Origin of the sequence: Acinetobacter sp. WCHAc060006 (assembly GCF_004209135.1) — a bacterium.
Classification (GTDB): Bacteria; Pseudomonadota; Gammaproteobacteria; order Pseudomonadales; family Moraxellaceae; genus Acinetobacter; species Acinetobacter cumulans.
Genome location: NZ_SGSS01000024.1, coordinates 18796 through 35617, shown reverse-complemented (window position 1 = coordinate 35617; position 16822 = coordinate 18796). Strand labels below are relative to the sequence as shown.

The following is a 16822-nucleotide window of genomic DNA, read 5'->3' as shown; positions in this document are numbered from 1 at the left end:
ATTAATCCTCATCCGTATAAAACAAAACTTCACCGCATTTAGCACAAGAGTTGCGAATTTTGTAAGTATTGTTTTTTAAGGCATATCTGCGAATTGATGTACTTTCGCAAAAACAACATTTCACGATATTTGTAGTCACAACACATTGAGGGTATTCAGTCTTATACCATTCAAGTGTTTGCGTGTTACGAACAAAGCGCTGTCTCTGCCACCCAATTTTCCCAATTGTTCCGTGGTAATGGAAATACAATCCTGCTAGAGAGAAACCACCACCCCAAACCAAAAAGAACAAACCAGAATTACCACCCATCAACACGTAGTTATAAATTAGCGCTGTGAAACCCACCGTCATAAAAAGACCAGTGAATATACTTGAAAAAATCACCTTTTCATTCCACCTAAAGTTTAAAAAATACTGCTTTCAATTAATTTCTAATAACAAATTCGAAATAATCACATCAACCCAATGCTTCTAATTTTCGAGCAATATATTGGTTGATTAAAAGTCAAGTTCCGAAATTTATGGTTTGAGCAATTTCATGATCCAACTATTGCTGATGCTGTAATGGACCCCCAAATGTCAGTTCCAATTTACTAAGCGACAGTTTTATAAAATATCAATAAAATACATTCAATATTCTAAAGAACTGTGCGACAAATTTACTAATCAATGTTGCGATAAGACCAAAAAATTACACTTAACTATGCGACAAAAATAGCAACAGCTAATGTGCAAACAAACACTAGCGTATATTTTGTCGATGTATAAAACCATGAGTAAATAAGCTCATTTTTCTCAGGTTTATTGTTTAAGAGCTTTGCTAAACCGAGCAATACACAAATCAAAGTGGTAGCAATAGTTGCAAACCACAGACCTACCTTAAACCCATAAAACAACATTGATAAATTTGTAATTTCAGCATTTGAGTGAACATAAGTCATAAGAAAACTAAAAAAGAATAATCCAATTACAAATTTCCAAATGAAGATATGGACATTTGTTTTTTTCATCTAAATTCCCTTGAGCAAGCCTTATCGCATGGTTGTTTGGAATGTCGCATAGTTAATTAGAACTCACACCAAAATAATGAATAAAACACCCAATACCATGAGGAAACATAAAAAGGCGAATACATATAGGAACAGGTAAAAAATAACTTTAAAAAAATAATATAGTTTGTTCCTAAATATTCCTTACCTGTTTAGTGATTAAGGCGCTTTAAAATTCAATTGGATTTTATAAGTGTTCAAGACATCTGCTATAACAGTACCTTCAGGGATCTCAATCTTATCCCCTACTTTGTATGTGTTCACAAATTGCCAAAACACCGCTTTTTCTTGTGGATCTAAACGAGAAAGGATGTATAGATAAGCAGATTCAAGCTGTTGTTGGCTTGCATAGCTATCTACTGATACTACTGGCGTAGTTGCGAAGTTATAGTTCAATTCATCAAGAAGAGCTTCATATACAGTCGTACTTGCATACTTGCTGTATTTACCCTTGTTTTCAGGAACCGTATAGCCGTGGTTGTAATTGATCATACGAGCAACGTAACTGGCCAATAGTTCCGAGTTTTTAGGGTTTTGCTGTAAATAGTCTTCCAGCTTGGATTTATCAGCTTCGTGCGCCGTTAAAACCACTTCCCCGTTATTAATAACATTCAAGTTAAGTTTAATGCTCTTAATTTTACGAGGCGGTTGTTCAAATTCCGCACCATTAAAGCGATGTTTAACATTGATATAGTATTGTTCAATTGCATTCGCTTTAACTAAGGGAATTGGTGAAGATGATACAATTGGAGTTTGTGAGACTTTAACGGTTGTGTTGTTGGCATAGAGGTGTGCTGATAGCGAGATTGTACCAATCAGTAAAGCTAAAGTACGTTTATTAAATACCATTTTAAACTTTTCCAGTGAAATAGTCGGTGTTATTTGTGAGAACCAGTTTTACTTTTAAAACTACTTCTAAGCTGTTTTTACAAGATTATACTATTTTTAACATTGCATCACTAATAGTCCTTAAACATTTTTAGTTAATTCGTATCAATCACCGTTAAAACTATCTAATATGTTTAAGAAGTTTAAGCACCCTTTAAAATTTGTTGTGTATTAGGTTTATGGAAACGATTTTAAATTCCTTTTTGTTAAAGTCCATAATTTATTCATTATTGTTTTATATAGTGTATAAGTTTGTTTTTGCTTTATGTGGCGTATTTCGCAAACCTAAAACTAAAGCCAAAAAGAATTCAAAAAAAGGCTATCGTAAGCCTCAAAAGAATCAGGAGCTTGTATCTAAAAAAGTCCTTACAAAAGACGAGATTATAATGCTTGATGCACTAGAACAGGTCATTCCATCACGCAACATTTTGGTGCAAGTAAGCATGAGTGCTTTTATGACCACGCAAAACATAAGTACCCGAAATCAGTTTTCTAGGCTTTACGTGGACTATTTGATTGTTGATGAAGACTACAATCCTATATTATCTATTGAGCTTGATGGGCATTATCACAAATATACCCAGGATAAAGATAAAAGGCGTGACGAGCTTTTGAAGAGTGCTGGCATTACTGTCATTAGGTTTAAGGAAATTCCCGACATAAAAGTTATAAGAAAAACCATTTCAAGGTATATTTAGGTATAAATACGATTAACTCTAATTGATTTTAATAATGTAAATGTGTAAAAATGGTTTTGTCGTAAGAGATATTTTGAATTAATTTTCAAATATATTTCTAAAGGTTTAATCATGAACAACTTAACTCGCAATACTGGAACTAATGACATGTTAAATGTATCAAAACCAGAAAATGTTGCTCAAATGTCACCTGTTGAACTTCAGAATTATATTGAAGAACTTCAACAACAACTAGTCGTTAAAGAAAATAAAGCTTTTCACGATGCTGTTAGTGCCATTAATGCAATCATTTCAGAAAAAATTACTGCCGATGGTGTTGTGGACATCCATACACTTAGCGAATATCTAAAAAACAACCACATTGATACCACAAAAGTTGAGCCTGTAAGACGTCAAAAACGTAAGCTTACGCATGAATGGGTTCACCGTGAAAACAACAGCTTACGTTGGGCTGGTCGCGGTCAAGTAATTAAATGGTTACGTGAAGAAATGATTGAAAAGGGTTTTGATCCTTCAGATAAAGAAGCTGTACGTAGTTATTGCGAACAAAATCTAGACCTTAAAGAGATTTAATCTTTAAAACTAGTGAAACCACCGTAAAAGGTGGTTTTTTTTTGCCATTATATAGTGTCGTTAAGCGATACCCTATTCTATTAGCTTTCAGCCGATAACAAGAAAATTTGCAATTGGTATATACTTAAACCGTTTTTATAAAGGTCACGTTATACAACGGACTAGTTTTAGTTAAATTTTGGTATATACATTATAAGTATATGTGACTATACCTTTGCTTATGTTTCGCTGGAGGCGATTAAATGTCATTCAAAACTCTATTATTAACTGGCTTATTATCTGTAGGTTTGGTTTTAGTTGGTTGTAGTAAAAAAGAAGAATCAACATCTCAATCAAAACCTATTCAACCAGATGAACAAATTGACAAAGTAGATCCATCTGCAGACCTACAAGCAGCGCGTGAAGCTTATGTCGATAATGAAAAACCTTCAAAAGTTGAGGGCCACGATTTTGATGCACATCAAAAAACTGCAGAACAAAATCCACCAAAAGAGGACGAGCAAAATGATATGTCTTCTATGCTGAACGCTGCAGCTGCAGATGCTCAAAAACAAGCAGATCAAAACAAATAACAGCACATAAGCTTGGTACATCTTTAAAGGGGATTCGTTATCCCCTTTTTTAATGCGCCTTTAAAATACTTTTTAAATTCCCTTATTAAAACTTAACTAAAACAGTGATTCATTTTAACTAAAAAAACTTTATACCCCACGACTTAGTTATAATTAACCAGTTAAAACGTAATTAGATAAATGCGTTAAGGAGTATTAAAAATGGCATATGAATATAACTCGCAAGATAAGCGGTTTGAATTCCCTAATCCCTACCGAATAGAAAACATTTTTAAAGTGATCGGTGCCATCGTTTTTATGCTGGCTGGCCTAAGCTTAATTTTCAGTGCAAAAGGTCTATTCAGTAACGGTGTATTTGTTGCACTACCACCGCTTATAGTTGGTCTAGCAATGTTCAGTTATGGCGCTCTACTGCTGACCACAGGCTTATCAAACCTAAAGTTCTACTTTGGTCGTGATCAACCAGCCGGACTTGCACAGGAGTTATCCATTCAAGAAACTGGTGCTTATCCTGGTGCAACCGATATTAAAGAGATCCTACGCCAAAGCGCTTTGATTTATGAAGAACCAAAAGGCTCAGTGAACGGGATTCTATATTCACTGTTCCCTAATCTTATTTTTTCGCCATTATTCATCCGTAACGCTGCAGAAGCTCAATTTCAAAATGCGATTGTTTTTCTGATTACCTTAGTGAGTGCTCTAATCGCGTATGTGGGTGCATCACCCAATACAGGTGCTTGGCTTGGGATTGTTTACAACGCCATTATTTTGATTGTTTTATTGCGTCCTATGGCTAATCCGAACTCAGGTGCACAAGAAATTGGTTTATCTAAAGTCATTGGTTTGGTTTTAGTCGCCATTCTTGGACCTGTATTGGTTCCTATCCTTACCCAACATGCAGTTGCACCTATTTGGTTGCCAAGCATGGATAAAGCAATTTTTACGTTAATTGCAGCGCTGATTGCGATTGCGATATTCTTCTTGGCCGTGATTGCTCAAATGGTAAAACAGCCACCACAAGCCAGTGCTGGAGTCGTTCAGGATAGTTTGAGTATGAATTGCCAACCAATGCAATTGTTTGATGAACTTGAACGCCATCTACAAAAGAATTGGGAAAGTGCTATTCCTAACAGAATCTATTCACGCCAGTTGCCAGTTATCAACTCTCGCAGTAAAAACGGTGCTTTTGAGGGTGAGATCTTAGAAGAAACTCAACCAGTGCCAATCAATACCCTTCGTGATATGACATTGAGCTCATGCTTCAAAGAAGAAAAGTATCGCTGGTTAGCCATCCTCAATAGTTTTGGATTGTTAAGTTTTATTGCTTCAGTCGTATTAATGACTATTTTTGCCAAAGGTCTATATAACGGAAGCTATCTGGATTTTAGCGACTTCACTTATGGTTTCTTTGGTGTATCGATGTGGATCTTAGGGAAGTTTTGTTTTGAGCACGGTAATTACCTATGGAGCCGTTTTGACTTTGTATCAAAACTAATATGGGTTGAGGCTAAAGGTAGCTATCAATTGTCTCAAATGAACTTTGGCCGTTACCTTGACGACAGCGTGAAATCACAAAAAGAAGTCATCAATGTTGAAACCATGACGTTACGTGTCTGGTACGCTGAAATTAGCACAACGACCTTCGGTAAATATCAAAACCGTGCGATCTTGAGCATGACTGCTTGTACTGATGATGCTGTTGTACTGAAAGAGCATTTAGCCGACTTTGCCAAAAGCCAAAGCATTGTGGTTGCCCCAACGTCTGAAGTAGATATTAACCGCATGTCATCTATGAACCAGATGAATAGCGCAATCAATAAAAGCTCACCAAGAACACATGGTACACATCTTGGATTGATGAATAACCCTGAAACACACAGTCAGGATCTATCAGATCAAGTACCCGTGATCATCAAACCGAAAAAGAATATGTTTTGTGTGAAATGTGGTGAACCACTTCAGGACAATATGCTGTTTTGCCCTCAGTGTGGTACCAAAATAGAAAGTTAATCGTTAAAGAAAATAAAGGAATGGATTACGAATGTGGTCCATTTTTTTTTGACATCAAAAAAATAATTAGAGTTCTAAAATTAAGAGTTTAATTGAGCGTTGACATATTCTTCGACAGAAAATCCCTTTACGCCAGTTTCTATAAGTGCATGCACAAAGTCTGAGAACGTCACTGGAATGTACCCTACTTTGAATAGTGCCTCATTCAACTCTTTGAACTTCAGAAAAACTTCTTCTTTATGTTTTTTCTTCAGCTTAAACGTGGACGGCAAATCTGCCACTTGCAGATCTTGAATTTTGATTGGGTTGTTCATAGCGTACCCGGTTGCTTAAAAGTTGCGAATTTAAACTATTGTAATGTGAAAATTAAAAAATGCAGAATAAATCTGCATTTTATTGTTTCATTTTTTTAAGATCTATTTGATAAACAGATGCTTAAATTAGTATTCTCAACCAAAAGCCAATTAATAGCGGATTAACCAAAATCAATCCGTTTCTTATTGGTATGTTTAATGTGTTGCTTCTGGCGTACCAAATGCATCAGGACTTTGCGGTTGATATTGTGGTTGCTCACCACCACTTTGTTGAGCTTGACCAGGTTGACCAGCTGGAGTAGTAGTCTTACGTAAAGCTAAGTCCTTCATGATGTCTTGACAAGACATGCCCCCTGTTTCGTATAAGTTGTACGCAACAGGATCTTTTTTAGGATCTGGCGGTACACACTCCAATTCAGGTTCACTAGCAGTTGCAGAATCGGCATTCATTTTGTCCAGTTCGGTAGAAATCAATGTCAGATCGATGTCACTTGGCGTAATTGGACGACTGCTGATCTGCAAGCGATAAGTCATAGACGGCGTTAGCAGCGCATATAGTTCGCGGATCTGATTGGCCATAAGCGCAGGATTTTTCATTACGATTTTTTGGCATAAGAAAAGGTGCACGTTGTTCGGGCTACAAACACTTCCTTTACGCTGACTTGATTGTGGGTTTTGGGCATCCACTTTCAAGGGGTAGACTTCAATGTAAACTTCATACGGCGTATCTGGCTTAAATTGGAAGTTCTGCAAACTAGAAACGACAGTTGAATACGGTTCTGACGTATCTTGTGCATGACAGAATACTTGTGGTGCGTTACAGTCAAAGTTACGACTAATACGGTCGATAATTTCATTGCGCTGAGCAGCCAATTTCATACTTTCTTCTTTTACTCGTCTTGCAACTTCACTCTGCAGTCGAGCTTCAAGTTCAACATCGCTTTGTTGTGGACGTTCAACTTCGATGTTTTGATTGCCAAAAATAACCACAGCAACTAACAAAAAGAAAAGAACACCACCGCCAATCAAGATTAGCTTTTTATGCTTAGCAAAAAAGTTTTCATCAATGTCTACTTTTTTGCCCTTTTTTGCTGTTTTGGCCGGCTGTTCAGGCTCACTTACATGTTCATCATCGGGTTGGGGTTTGAGCGCTTCTTCAGCTTCCTTCCCGATGTTGTCCATATCATCTGGTTCGTGATTACTCATTTATTCACCTATTCAATTATTTACTTGATTTAGCTTTTGTAGAGGTCGATTTAGACTTGGCTTTCTTTTTACCACGTTGAACTGGCTCACCGTTGTTGTCGTATCCACTTGCACCACAGCTAAAGCAATCCCATTTAAACTTACGTTCACCACGTAAATTAAATGCAGACTGAATCATGGTCTGACCACACTCAAAACACTTGGCTTCGTTGCCAGTGCGAGATTTTGTAAGTTGGGTATCTGGTGATCCATCTGGCAATATGTCGAAATAACGTTTACATGATGCAGCTTCACAACTGTATCGCTCTTCGTAAACACCAGGTTCTTTGCGGTACTTGGTATGTATAAGAGGCTTTTTACAGATACATGGATACTCTGTTTTGGTCACTTGGAATCTTGGCTCGTAGTTAGGACTACCATCAGGGAACACCTCTAATGGACCCGACTTACATTTTTTGCCTTTCAGGTTTGGATTGGATTTTTCACAAGAAAAGAAGTGATACGGCTTACCTGAAGAAGTTGAAATACCTTTTAACTCACGCAACCAACCGCCACACCCTTCAAGCTGACATTTGTATGTATGGTTACGGCGATATTCGTCAAAATCAGGAACCAAGTTACCGCTTTCGTCATTTGTAGAACGGTATGTTTCTTTACAGGTGCCATCTACGAACGCACGTTGAGAGCACTCAAAAAATACAGATTTATCAGTTGTAACCTGAGTCAGTGATTTGCCACATAAACATAAATGAGCAGTTGGCTCACGTACAGTTGGCTTACCCGGTTCATCTTTACCATCAACATTTCTGTTTGGCGCTGAACTTTTGCATGAATTACATGACCAGTAGACCGATGTTGTTTTGTCGCGATTGGTACCGATTTTCGGCAACATGCGTCCGTCATCACAGTTATTACATTTGTAGACAGGGAATGAATCAAGCCAATGTTTTGAGAACTGTCCTAATTCACTTTCAATCCCTAAATGGAACTTTTGGAGTTCTTGTTTATAATCGGCATCACCAGTAGCGATTAGATCCAGTGTTTCTTCAATTTCTTTGGTGTAAAGCGGATCTGCAAAACTAAACTTACCTCTAATGTTTTGAATCAACTTCAATCCATGCGGTGTAACTTCAATTTTCTTTTTAACAAGCTTGATATAGCCGTGCTTGATTAACCGTTCAAAGATTGATTGGTAAGTACTAGGACGACCAATTCCTTTTTTCTCAAGTAATTTGACCAATGATGGTACGGTGTAGCGTGAACGTGGTTTGGTTTTGGTCGCGATAACTTTACCAGCAATAACATTGTGGTTTTGACCGACTTCAATATCTATAGGTAGCGTATGTTCAGGTTCTTTTTCTGAATCTTCTTCACCGTCCACGTATTCAAGTGCATTTTCATCAATACTGTAGGTCTTTAATAAGCCCAACCAGCCATCTTCTTTTAAGATACGGCTAGAAGCTTTGAATTCAGCATCTTTAGTAATGCTTTCACCATCTACATTGAGAGTGACATCTTTATAGACACCTATAACGGATTTAACTTCGTATTCAGCTGGAGCCATTTGCGATGCAACAGTACGCAACCAGATTAGACGGTATAGATCCTTTTGAACTTGGTCCTCACCAGCTTCAAAGGTAAAGAAGTCACTAGGACGAATACATTCATGTGCTTCTTGAGCACCATCGCGAGATTTGGCTTTATTGCCGATAATCGCAATGCCCTCTCTCTCACCAAAAGCTTCTAGAGCTTGCATCCCCTCAGGCGAAATTACAGCAGCATCAGTACGATGGTAAGTGATATAACCACCTTCATATAACTTTTGCGCTGCTTCCATAGTTTGTTTTAGATCCAAACCAAGACGCGCTGCAGCTGCAGCTTGCAGATCAACAGTAATAAACGGCGCTGGAGCACTACGGAAAGATGGCTTAGTTTCAACACTGGTAATGGTTAATTCTTTTTTATCAATTACGTTTTGTAGACGGGTAATTGAAGCTTTATCTAACCACTGGTTATTGTGCACATCCTTCATTTCAGGATTAAGCCACTTAGAAAAATCCCATTTCGCAGCCCAACCTTGTTTTAGAGTTACTTCAAGATTGTAATGTTCATGTGATTTGAAGTTTTTCAGTAGATCTTCTAAATCACCAAGCACAACGAGTACGGCAGATTGAACACGGCCAACAGGAAATTTGCCTTTTAAAATATTTGAAATTGGCTCATACAAGTAAAAACCAATCATACGGTCAAGGAAACGGCGTGTTTCTTGAGATGCCACCATACCTTGATCCAGCTCTTCACCATTTTGAAGTGCATTAGCGATCGTACTTTTATCAATAGCGTTATATTTGACGCGAATATACTGATCGTCAGATAAGTTCAGGATACGTTTTAAGTGATATGCAATGGCTTCACCTTCACGGTCCAAGTCAGTTGCGAGGAAAACCGTATCTGCATTTTTAGCAGCCTGTCTTAATTCTTGAACAACGCGTGTTTTATTTTGAGATATTTCGTATTTAGGAACAAAGGCTGGATATGAAAAACCGATCTCATGATTAGGTAAATCACATACATGGCCAACTGAAGCGCGTACAACGAATTCGTGCGGATACAGGTCATCCAAGATATGTTGAATTTTTTCGACCTTTCCGGGTGACTCTACTATGAACAAACTACTCATTAAAATTCATCCAATTTTTAACTTTCTTTAGTAATAATTACTGAAGTTAATCTAGTAATGGTTTTAGTATATACAATTTTAAAATGTTTAAATAGGTTTAAGGGTTGATAAACAAACACTTTTAAGGGCTTATTTCTTAATCTTTAGTTGGATGAACATTTCAAGTGGTTAAATTACTTCCTGTTTTCAATATTCTACGCGCAAAAAGACAACAATATTTATCTAAAATTATGGGAAAAAACGGCTTAATTGTTTGAAAATGCAATGTTTAACCATCACAAATTAAAATTCCAAAAATATTATTTAACGAATTAATGTTGTACTATAAAGGTATCGTTTGTTTTAAGCTAAAACCATGATTAAAAAACTTATAGTTTTAAGCACCTCATTGTTAATCATCGGGTGTTCGTCTACGCCACAAGAAAAACGCTTAGATCAATATCTTGAAGATACGAAAACCGATGCAAAGGAACGTAGTATTGACTGGTATTACAAACATGATTACGAGCGTAGTAATGTTTTAAATATTTGTTATTCCATTTATATAGATTCTGCTAAGAAAGCTGGTTATTACAGCGATGATGTTAGTGATGGCCGAGAAAAGTATTTAGACGATAGCGTACAAAAAGAATTGTACGCCTCAAATGACGAATGCAATAAGGCATATAAGGCTCAGGATATTCTAGATAACTTTGTTGCAAGCAATAGCCTTCCACAAGAGTCTTATGAAGACAAGTTAGATCCACAACAAGAACCAAGTTCAACACCAGAAGTATCACCTGAAGTACCAGAAGTATCACCTGAAGCACCAGCAAATGAACCAGTCGCCACAAAACCATCAACACTAGAGGAATTAACCAATGCGAATCCGCAATAATGCGCTCATATGCCCAGGCCAATATTTTTGATTCGATCTGCATTCTTTTTGCCCTAGCCATTTTACCTATGGTAATTATTAGTATTGGCATACAGCTCAAAGAGAATTACGAGCGTAAGAAGCTCACTCAAAGCTATATGGATCAGCACTAAACAAATCCAATAGGCAATAAAAAAGCAGCGAAATCGCTGCTTTTTTATTTCTAATGAATTTTACGAATAGGCTGATTATAGGGAGAATCTTATACTGACCGATGCACATGCATTGAATTGGTATTGTTCATTAAAGGTGAATTACTAGCCACTGAATGAGTCGTTGATGCTTTATGTGTGCGGTAGTTATTCAAAAACTGATCCACTACTGGCACATTGTTAGGCAATATTCCGATTTCGCGGTTAGTAATTTTAATCGTTTCTATTTGGTCTACATGGCTCATAACTAAGTCCACTACAATGATTAAAACTATGTGCGTAATTATAGCTTAAAATTGAAGAAATTCCATTTTGGGATTTAATATTTGGTTTTTTTATGCACAGGTTTTTGTGGATAGTAGTGGGTATAAATGGCTAAGTTGCTGATTATTTATGCTTTTAACATTGATTAAATATTAACCAAAATAACGAAAAATATGGAGAAATATAGCAGAAGCTATAGAAGAAAAAAGAGGAAATGTCAAAAAAAGGGCAAAAAAAAACTATTAGAACAATCTCAGTCTAATAGTTTATTAAATAGGGTAATATCCCTTGATTCGTAATATAACCGATCTCTAATAAGTTTTAAAGCTTTTTTAATTATATTCACGTAAATTCCACAAACTGTTATCTCATGCTGAACAAAAGTAATGATTAAGCCCTATACTCAACTCTACCCTGATATATTGCAGATTAGTTAAACTGCTGTTTAGAAATTGCAAACAATAAGATGTTATATTTGAGCGAGGTTGGAATTATGTATGAAATGTGAATGCTTTAAAAACTGATATATATTATCAACTTTTTAGAATTTTACGCCTAATAGAATACATACAACTTGTTAGAATGCCTTATACTAAATCAGCCACCCTCACACACTTTTTATGGATGACCAGTATAGTGAAAGATTCAATCTTTGCTGATGTTATATCAAAGTTGAATGCGGAAGTTTTTACGCAAAAAGCTGGTCGCTTATACCCTCCTGTCAGTCAATTATTGGCACTGGAGAAAAAGTTAGCATTATGTACAGCATCATTGGTTAAAAGCGTAGACATTCCAGACTATAAACAGCTAGAACGCCTGTTTTGGGATAACGTAAATCATACCTATGGCACTGGTTATTTTGCGGAGATTCCTAAGTGGGGTTCCAACATCTTTATCCCATTACAGGTATGGGAAAGTGTGTTACAGCCTTATGCATTGTTCTATAAAAATATGAACCCTGAGTTTAACTTTTATGACTTTGCATTTACGACTGCAGCGTTGAGCGCTTGGCGGTACAGCCAACCCGTGCTAAAGCTTGAAAATGATGTATATCGCACCCTATTGAATGATGAAAACGGTCGCTATGTCGATGGTCATTTGCTGAATTACTACTTTCAGTGGACCAACTTTATTCATACACCAGGTCTAGGACACAACGACAAACCTTTATATGGTTTTTTCGCGCATCAAAACGAAGTTTTGTTTAACGGCAACAACGTTAAAGTATTGATCATTGTGTTTTGCTATGAAGATACTGAAGCCAACATATCTGATGAAGATGCTTTAAGCTTAACCTCTAATTGGGGTGACTATGTGGTTTTAGAGTATCGCACGGATACTATTAAAACTATTAAAGATAGTTTGATTGGTACCAACCTTAAAAGTAGTCCTGAGCTATTAATCTTACTTGGTAAAATGCTTAGCTTATTTAATTTCTCTATTCATCCTAAAACTGACATCTACAATCACCGTGGCTACCTGATGCAACCCACGTATAACGATACGATTGATTCATTTCTCAGTAGTTATAGAAAGCACAAAGGTATGCCAGTACGCCGTGGCGTAGGTAAATCACCCTCTAGCAATCAACGCCGTGAAGTCCTCTATCATGTCCACGCACCAAGCTGTCCACGCCTGTTTGATACTGGTCTGAACACTGGTTTTGTGTCGCGCATGCACAAGAGTAGCCATATCGCTAATGACCATTTTAATACACTACATTGGCTTAAAACTGATACTGGCTTAAAACTAATTTCAGGTAGTTTATATACTCAAGAAACCGAAACTAAACTTATTAAATCAATTCAAAATTACTTTTATGGTAATAATACTTAAAGGTTTTCATTCTTTTTTCCTTAAACCTGTTATATACTTTTAATACCCATTTCAATCAATGAAGTATTATGCGTTTCGAGTTCGATCCATCATTTATATCTCATGTTGCAGTACGATTAGATGGCACTTCCTTAAAATCATTTTTAGACAACCTTGGAAACGTATCTTTTCAAGAAGCTGAAAGTTATTTAAGCAATCTAATTAAAGGGAATTATGAGCAAGACGATTTTACAGTTGGATTGAAAGTTAAACCTAAAAACCACAATCAAACAGAATTATTAGGGCATCTTTATAAAAATAGTGCCTTTCAATCGGTTTCAACTGAAGTATCGGATCTCGACACCCAAAACATGCACAATGACATCGCTCAATTCGTTCAAAGCTATGCCAATGTTGCAGATCTTCAGTACAACAGTAATTTCTTGGACAAGCAGACGTTTAAGCATGAAAAAACGTTAGATAGCTATATCTTCACAGAATTAATGCTGCAGTTCACCAACAATAATACCGTGAAGTTTCGTGTGGACGGCGAATATGTCACAGTGATTAATACTGAGCTAACCTCTAAATACATCTATTTTAACGACAACAAGAATAAGCGGATCTGTAAGTTTTTAAGTAAAAATATGCATCCAGCTTATTTAGAGTCATTCTTAGAGCAGATGCATATTATTAAAATTGATTCTGAGCAGTACTTTTATAATGCAGTCGTGAATAACACAATAAGTTATGATGCTGACGTTAACGCCTTTATGGACCAATCTCAGAATTTTTTAAATACCCTTGTGAAAGGTTATAAAAAACTGATCTTAAACAACGTGCGATTTAATCTTTACGAATTCTTAGAAGACGACCTTGAAAGTGTCATCCTAAACCGTATCACTAAGGCATGGCATTACGCTCACGAAATTACGTTGCAAACCAACAACCCATCAAAATATGTAGTCGCTCAACCGCTGGTTATAAAATATTTATAAGTGAGTTTCTTTATTTATGAACCCCCTCATGATCAAGTATGGTATCGATATTGGTACGCTATCTAAAATATTTAGATCGCATCTTGAAAATGAGGGCATTGTATTTGATCGTGAGAGTGACTTTCAGCTTGAACGAAGCTCTAAACGTATTTACCTCAGAACCAATCACCACAATGACGCCACAAAAAATAAGAAAAAAACGGCCTGGTATCTTGTAGATCTAGATAACGCACGTATGTCTTATGGTTGGTTTCATGCTGGCGGTGCAAACTTCACTTACAGCTTGTATGAATACATTCAAGAAATGGATCTGCAACCTGGTGATACCGTATATACCAAGGAACAGCAAGAAGAAGATCTTAAACGCTTCTTAAGCTCATGCAAAAGTGCTGAGAAGAACAAAAAAGACCAAGAGATATTGGCTCAAATCTATATGGGTTTTGAATGGGCCAGAAGCCTACCCTTGCCAAACCGTCCACACAACTACAATGTGAAAAAGCAGATTAGCTTCAGTCATGCTAGATTGTACAATCCAAGCAACTTCACTAAAAATGAGCTGATTGATTATGTCAGCCAGTACTACCCTCAACACAAGAACAGCACTATTATTCTGAACCGTATTATTGATCTGCAACCAGATCTAGATCAACAGTCGCTACGTCAGAACAAGCTTTTAGTTGAGGGGCAAAACCTCAAAAATCAAATCATTTTCCTTCAGACCATCGCTGAACATAAAAACAAGCGTGGTGAAGATAAGTTTACATTACGTGGTGTACTTGCAAACGGCGCTTTCAAAATCTTATTTAAAGATCCATTGGATGCATGGAACCAAGATCGGATAATCTTTTGTGAGGGCTACGCCACTGGTGAAGCAATTGCAGAATCAATTCAATACTCTATTCCAGTCATTGTCGTGTACGTGGCTGGCAACATCATGAATGTAGTACGTGATTTCCGTGCCGAATTCCCGTTTTCACGCTTCTATATCTTCAATGATAATGACCATAAAACAGCATTAGAAAGCAAAATAAAGCGCAATCCCGGTATCTATTACGCAACAGAAGCATGCCGAGCTGTAAACGCAGCCATGATTGGACCTGAATTTACTGAAGAACAGCTAGATCTAAGTGACTGGAACGATTTTAAATGTTTATACGGCGTTGATTACACGCGTGATGTTATACGTCATAAAATGCAAAATGCCGTGTGGACGACTGCAATTCAAAGCACGGTTAACCCGAACTACTCTATCAGTGCCCTATTCTTTGGCATCAAACAACAGTTGGATGATATAGGCCTCTATCCTGATAGCATGACCAAAAAGAATTGGTTTAGCTTGGTTTTACGCGCATACGCCTTACTGACTCAACAGGGATTTAGTCAGATCCACCCGATTGAGCTGGTCAAAGAACAATTTATTGAGATTCTTGGCCAGATTAGCAAGCAACCCCGTAAAGTCACTGGAGCTGAAGAACCAGAACTCCTTCAGGCCTACACAAAACTTGTAGAAATGATCGCACGTAATGATTCAACAACAGCACTGAATCAACAGATTATCACCGTGATTAACTTATACAAAAATGCAGATTATCCAATTGAAACATTAAAGGTTTGGCTCAAAGATATTTTGAGTAAATCGAACGATCCTGAATGGTCCGAAAACTTCATTAATAATATTTTTATTTCGATAATTTGAATGTCAAACATAGACCCCCAAAGGTAGCAAACTTTTGGGGTTTATTTTTCTCTAAACTTTCATTGCACTAGGTTTATCGACCTATTTAAAACTAATGTTTCCTGAACCAGTTCGGTTTTGTGACTTATGGATTGGTTTGCCATAAACTTTAACGTTGCCTGAGCCTGAAAGCTGTACTTGAGCAGAATTGATAGCTGTACAAAAGATATTGCCTGAACCAGATAGTGCCACTTCTAAATTGTTGCTTTTCAATGGTAATGCATCAAAATTGCCTGAACCTCTCAAAGATAAGACACAGTGTTCAACGGTACCGTCTAAATCCATATTTCCAGATCCACTAATACTTGCTGTGAATTTATCTTCATTAAGATTTAAGACCTGAATATTGCCTGAACCTTTTAAATCAATAGCTTTTAAATTTGGGTGACTGATCGATACTTCTAACGGTGAACAAGTACTAAAACTTACATTGTCCTGAATAGCTAAAACCAATACACCCCCCTGAAAAGTCGCACTAATAAGATCTACAATATTGTCGTCTGCAGTAATTTCCATTTTAGAAACACTTGAAGCAAAAAACTTCAGACTCATTGGACCTTTCATACAGATTTCGTTAAATGGGTTTACAGGTACTTGCTTAGTCACTGGTTTGCCACTTCCAACGATTTGATAGTTGGAACCTGAACTGTATACATTGCCGTTGCCATTGATTACAACAGAACCCAAAAAAATATGTTTTGACATATAAAGCCTCAAATTATTAAAAGTAATTTAACCCTAAATAAGTGGTCATTCATAACCTATTTAATATCTGTAAATTATAACATTGAGGGCTTAAACATTTTTTATTAAAATAATAAATTAAAGCTTTTAATTTTTCTTTAAACCTTTATTAGACATAGCTTATATTAAAGATTAAACAGAAATGTTTTTAGAATCGGTATATACTAAAAGTATAAATTTTCTTAAGCATATGATTAATAGTCCTAT

At 36.6% G+C, this 16822-nt stretch carries 16 protein-coding genes; 8 read left to right on the top strand and 8 right to left on the bottom strand.

Features of this window, described 5'->3' with window-relative positions; genetic code table 11:
• Position 1: 1 nt before the first annotated feature.
• The 3 genes from EXE29_RS13240 to EXE29_RS13230 all read right to left on the bottom strand — a co-directional run bounded on the left by EXE29_RS13240 (position 2) and on the right by EXE29_RS13230 (position 1899).
• Positions 2–352, bottom strand: a complete 351-nt coding sequence (locus EXE29_RS13240) for a hypothetical protein (RefSeq protein ID WP_218646829.1) — start codon at positions 350–352, stop codon at positions 2–4.
• Positions 353–702: 350 nt separating this feature from the next.
• The gene (locus EXE29_RS13235; protein WP_000753507.1) at positions 703–1011 is read right to left on the bottom strand and encodes a hypothetical protein; all 309 of its coding nucleotides are present in this window, start codon (positions 1009–1011) and stop codon (positions 703–705) included.
• A gap of 198 nt (positions 1012–1209) precedes the next feature.
• A complete protein-coding gene (locus tag EXE29_RS13230) occupies positions 1210–1899 on the bottom strand; it encodes a hypothetical protein (protein ID WP_005006214.1) in 690 nt (229 codons plus the stop codon).
• Between the two features lie 218 nt (positions 1900–2117).
• On the opposite strand from EXE29_RS13230, the gene EXE29_RS13225 reads away from it, so the two are divergent.
• From EXE29_RS13225 to EXE29_RS13210, 4 genes are all read left to right on the top strand, one after another.
• Positions 2118–2636, top strand: coding sequence for a DUF2726 domain-containing protein (locus EXE29_RS13225; protein ID WP_047471608.1), 519 nt, complete (start codon positions 2118–2120; stop codon positions 2634–2636).
• Positions 2637–2747: 111 nt separating this feature from the next.
• Positions 2748–3209 carry an H-NS histone family protein gene (locus tag EXE29_RS13220; protein WP_005006210.1) on the top strand — a complete coding sequence of 154 codons (462 nt, stop codon included), beginning with the start codon at positions 2748–2750 and terminating at the stop codon, positions 3207–3209.
• 242 nt (positions 3210–3451) lie between these two features.
• Positions 3452–3781 carry a hypothetical protein gene (locus tag EXE29_RS13215; RefSeq protein ID WP_005006208.1) on the top strand — a complete coding sequence of 110 codons (330 nt, stop codon included), beginning with the start codon at positions 3452–3454 and terminating at the stop codon, positions 3779–3781.
• A 201-nt stretch (positions 3782–3982) separates the two neighbouring features.
• Complete coding sequence (locus tag EXE29_RS13210; RefSeq protein ID WP_005006206.1) at positions 3983–5791, top strand: zinc ribbon domain-containing protein; 1809 nt, start codon at positions 3983–3985, stop codon at positions 5789–5791.
• Between the two features lie 80 nt (positions 5792–5871).
• On the opposite strand, the gene EXE29_RS13205 is transcribed toward EXE29_RS13210, so the two are convergent.
• The 3 genes from EXE29_RS13205 to EXE29_RS13195 all read right to left on the bottom strand — a co-directional run bounded on the left by EXE29_RS13205 (position 5872) and on the right by EXE29_RS13195 (position 9991).
• Positions 5872–6105, bottom strand: a complete 234-nt coding sequence (locus tag EXE29_RS13205) for a hypothetical protein (protein ID WP_005006205.1) — start codon at positions 6103–6105, stop codon at positions 5872–5874.
• 195 nt (positions 6106–6300) lie between these two features.
• The gene (locus EXE29_RS13200; protein WP_024160720.1) at positions 6301–7311 is read right to left on the bottom strand and encodes a hypothetical protein; all 1011 of its coding nucleotides are present in this window, start codon (positions 7309–7311) and stop codon (positions 6301–6303) included.
• A gap of 16 nt (positions 7312–7327) precedes the next feature.
• Entirely contained in the window at positions 7328–9991 is a 2664-nt protein-coding gene (locus tag EXE29_RS13195; protein ID WP_120364885.1) for a type IA DNA topoisomerase, read from the bottom strand.
• 388 nt (positions 9992–10379) lie between these two features.
• On the opposite strand from EXE29_RS13195, the gene EXE29_RS13190 reads away from it, so the two are divergent.
• Positions 10380–10868 (top strand): hypothetical protein, encoded by a 489-nt coding sequence (locus EXE29_RS13190; RefSeq protein ID WP_228160834.1) that lies wholly within the window; start codon positions 10380–10382, stop codon positions 10866–10868.
• A gap of 241 nt (positions 10869–11109) precedes the next feature.
• Here EXE29_RS13190 and EXE29_RS13185 read toward each other — a convergent pair whose 3' ends face one another.
• Positions 11110–11304 carry a hypothetical protein gene (locus EXE29_RS13185; RefSeq protein WP_096911212.1) on the bottom strand — a complete coding sequence of 65 codons (195 nt, stop codon included), beginning with the start codon at positions 11302–11304 and terminating at the stop codon, positions 11110–11112.
• Between the two features lie 655 nt (positions 11305–11959).
• Here EXE29_RS13185 and EXE29_RS13180 point away from each other — a divergent pair.
• The 3 genes from EXE29_RS13180 to EXE29_RS13170 all read left to right on the top strand — a co-directional run bounded on the left by EXE29_RS13180 (position 11960) and on the right by EXE29_RS13170 (position 15832).
• The gene (locus tag EXE29_RS13180; RefSeq protein ID WP_114190206.1) at positions 11960–13159 is read left to right on the top strand and encodes an AcrVA2 family anti-CRISPR protein; all 1200 of its coding nucleotides are present in this window, start codon (positions 11960–11962) and stop codon (positions 13157–13159) included.
• A 68-nt stretch (positions 13160–13227) separates the two neighbouring features.
• Entirely contained in the window at positions 13228–14136 is a 909-nt protein-coding gene (locus tag EXE29_RS13175; protein WP_005006163.1) for a hypothetical protein, read from the top strand.
• Between the two features lie 28 nt (positions 14137–14164).
• Positions 14165–15832 carry a primase/helicase family protein gene (locus EXE29_RS13170; protein ID WP_227504919.1) on the top strand — a complete coding sequence of 556 codons (1668 nt, stop codon included), beginning with the start codon at positions 14165–14167 and terminating at the stop codon, positions 15830–15832.
• Between the two features lie 81 nt (positions 15833–15913).
• Here EXE29_RS13170 and EXE29_RS13165 read toward each other — a convergent pair whose 3' ends face one another.
• On the bottom strand, positions 15914–16576 hold the full coding sequence (locus EXE29_RS13165) for a GIN domain-containing protein (RefSeq protein WP_058952595.1): 663 nt from the start codon (positions 16574–16576) through the stop codon (positions 15914–15916).
• Positions 16577–16822: the final 246 nt, after the last annotated feature.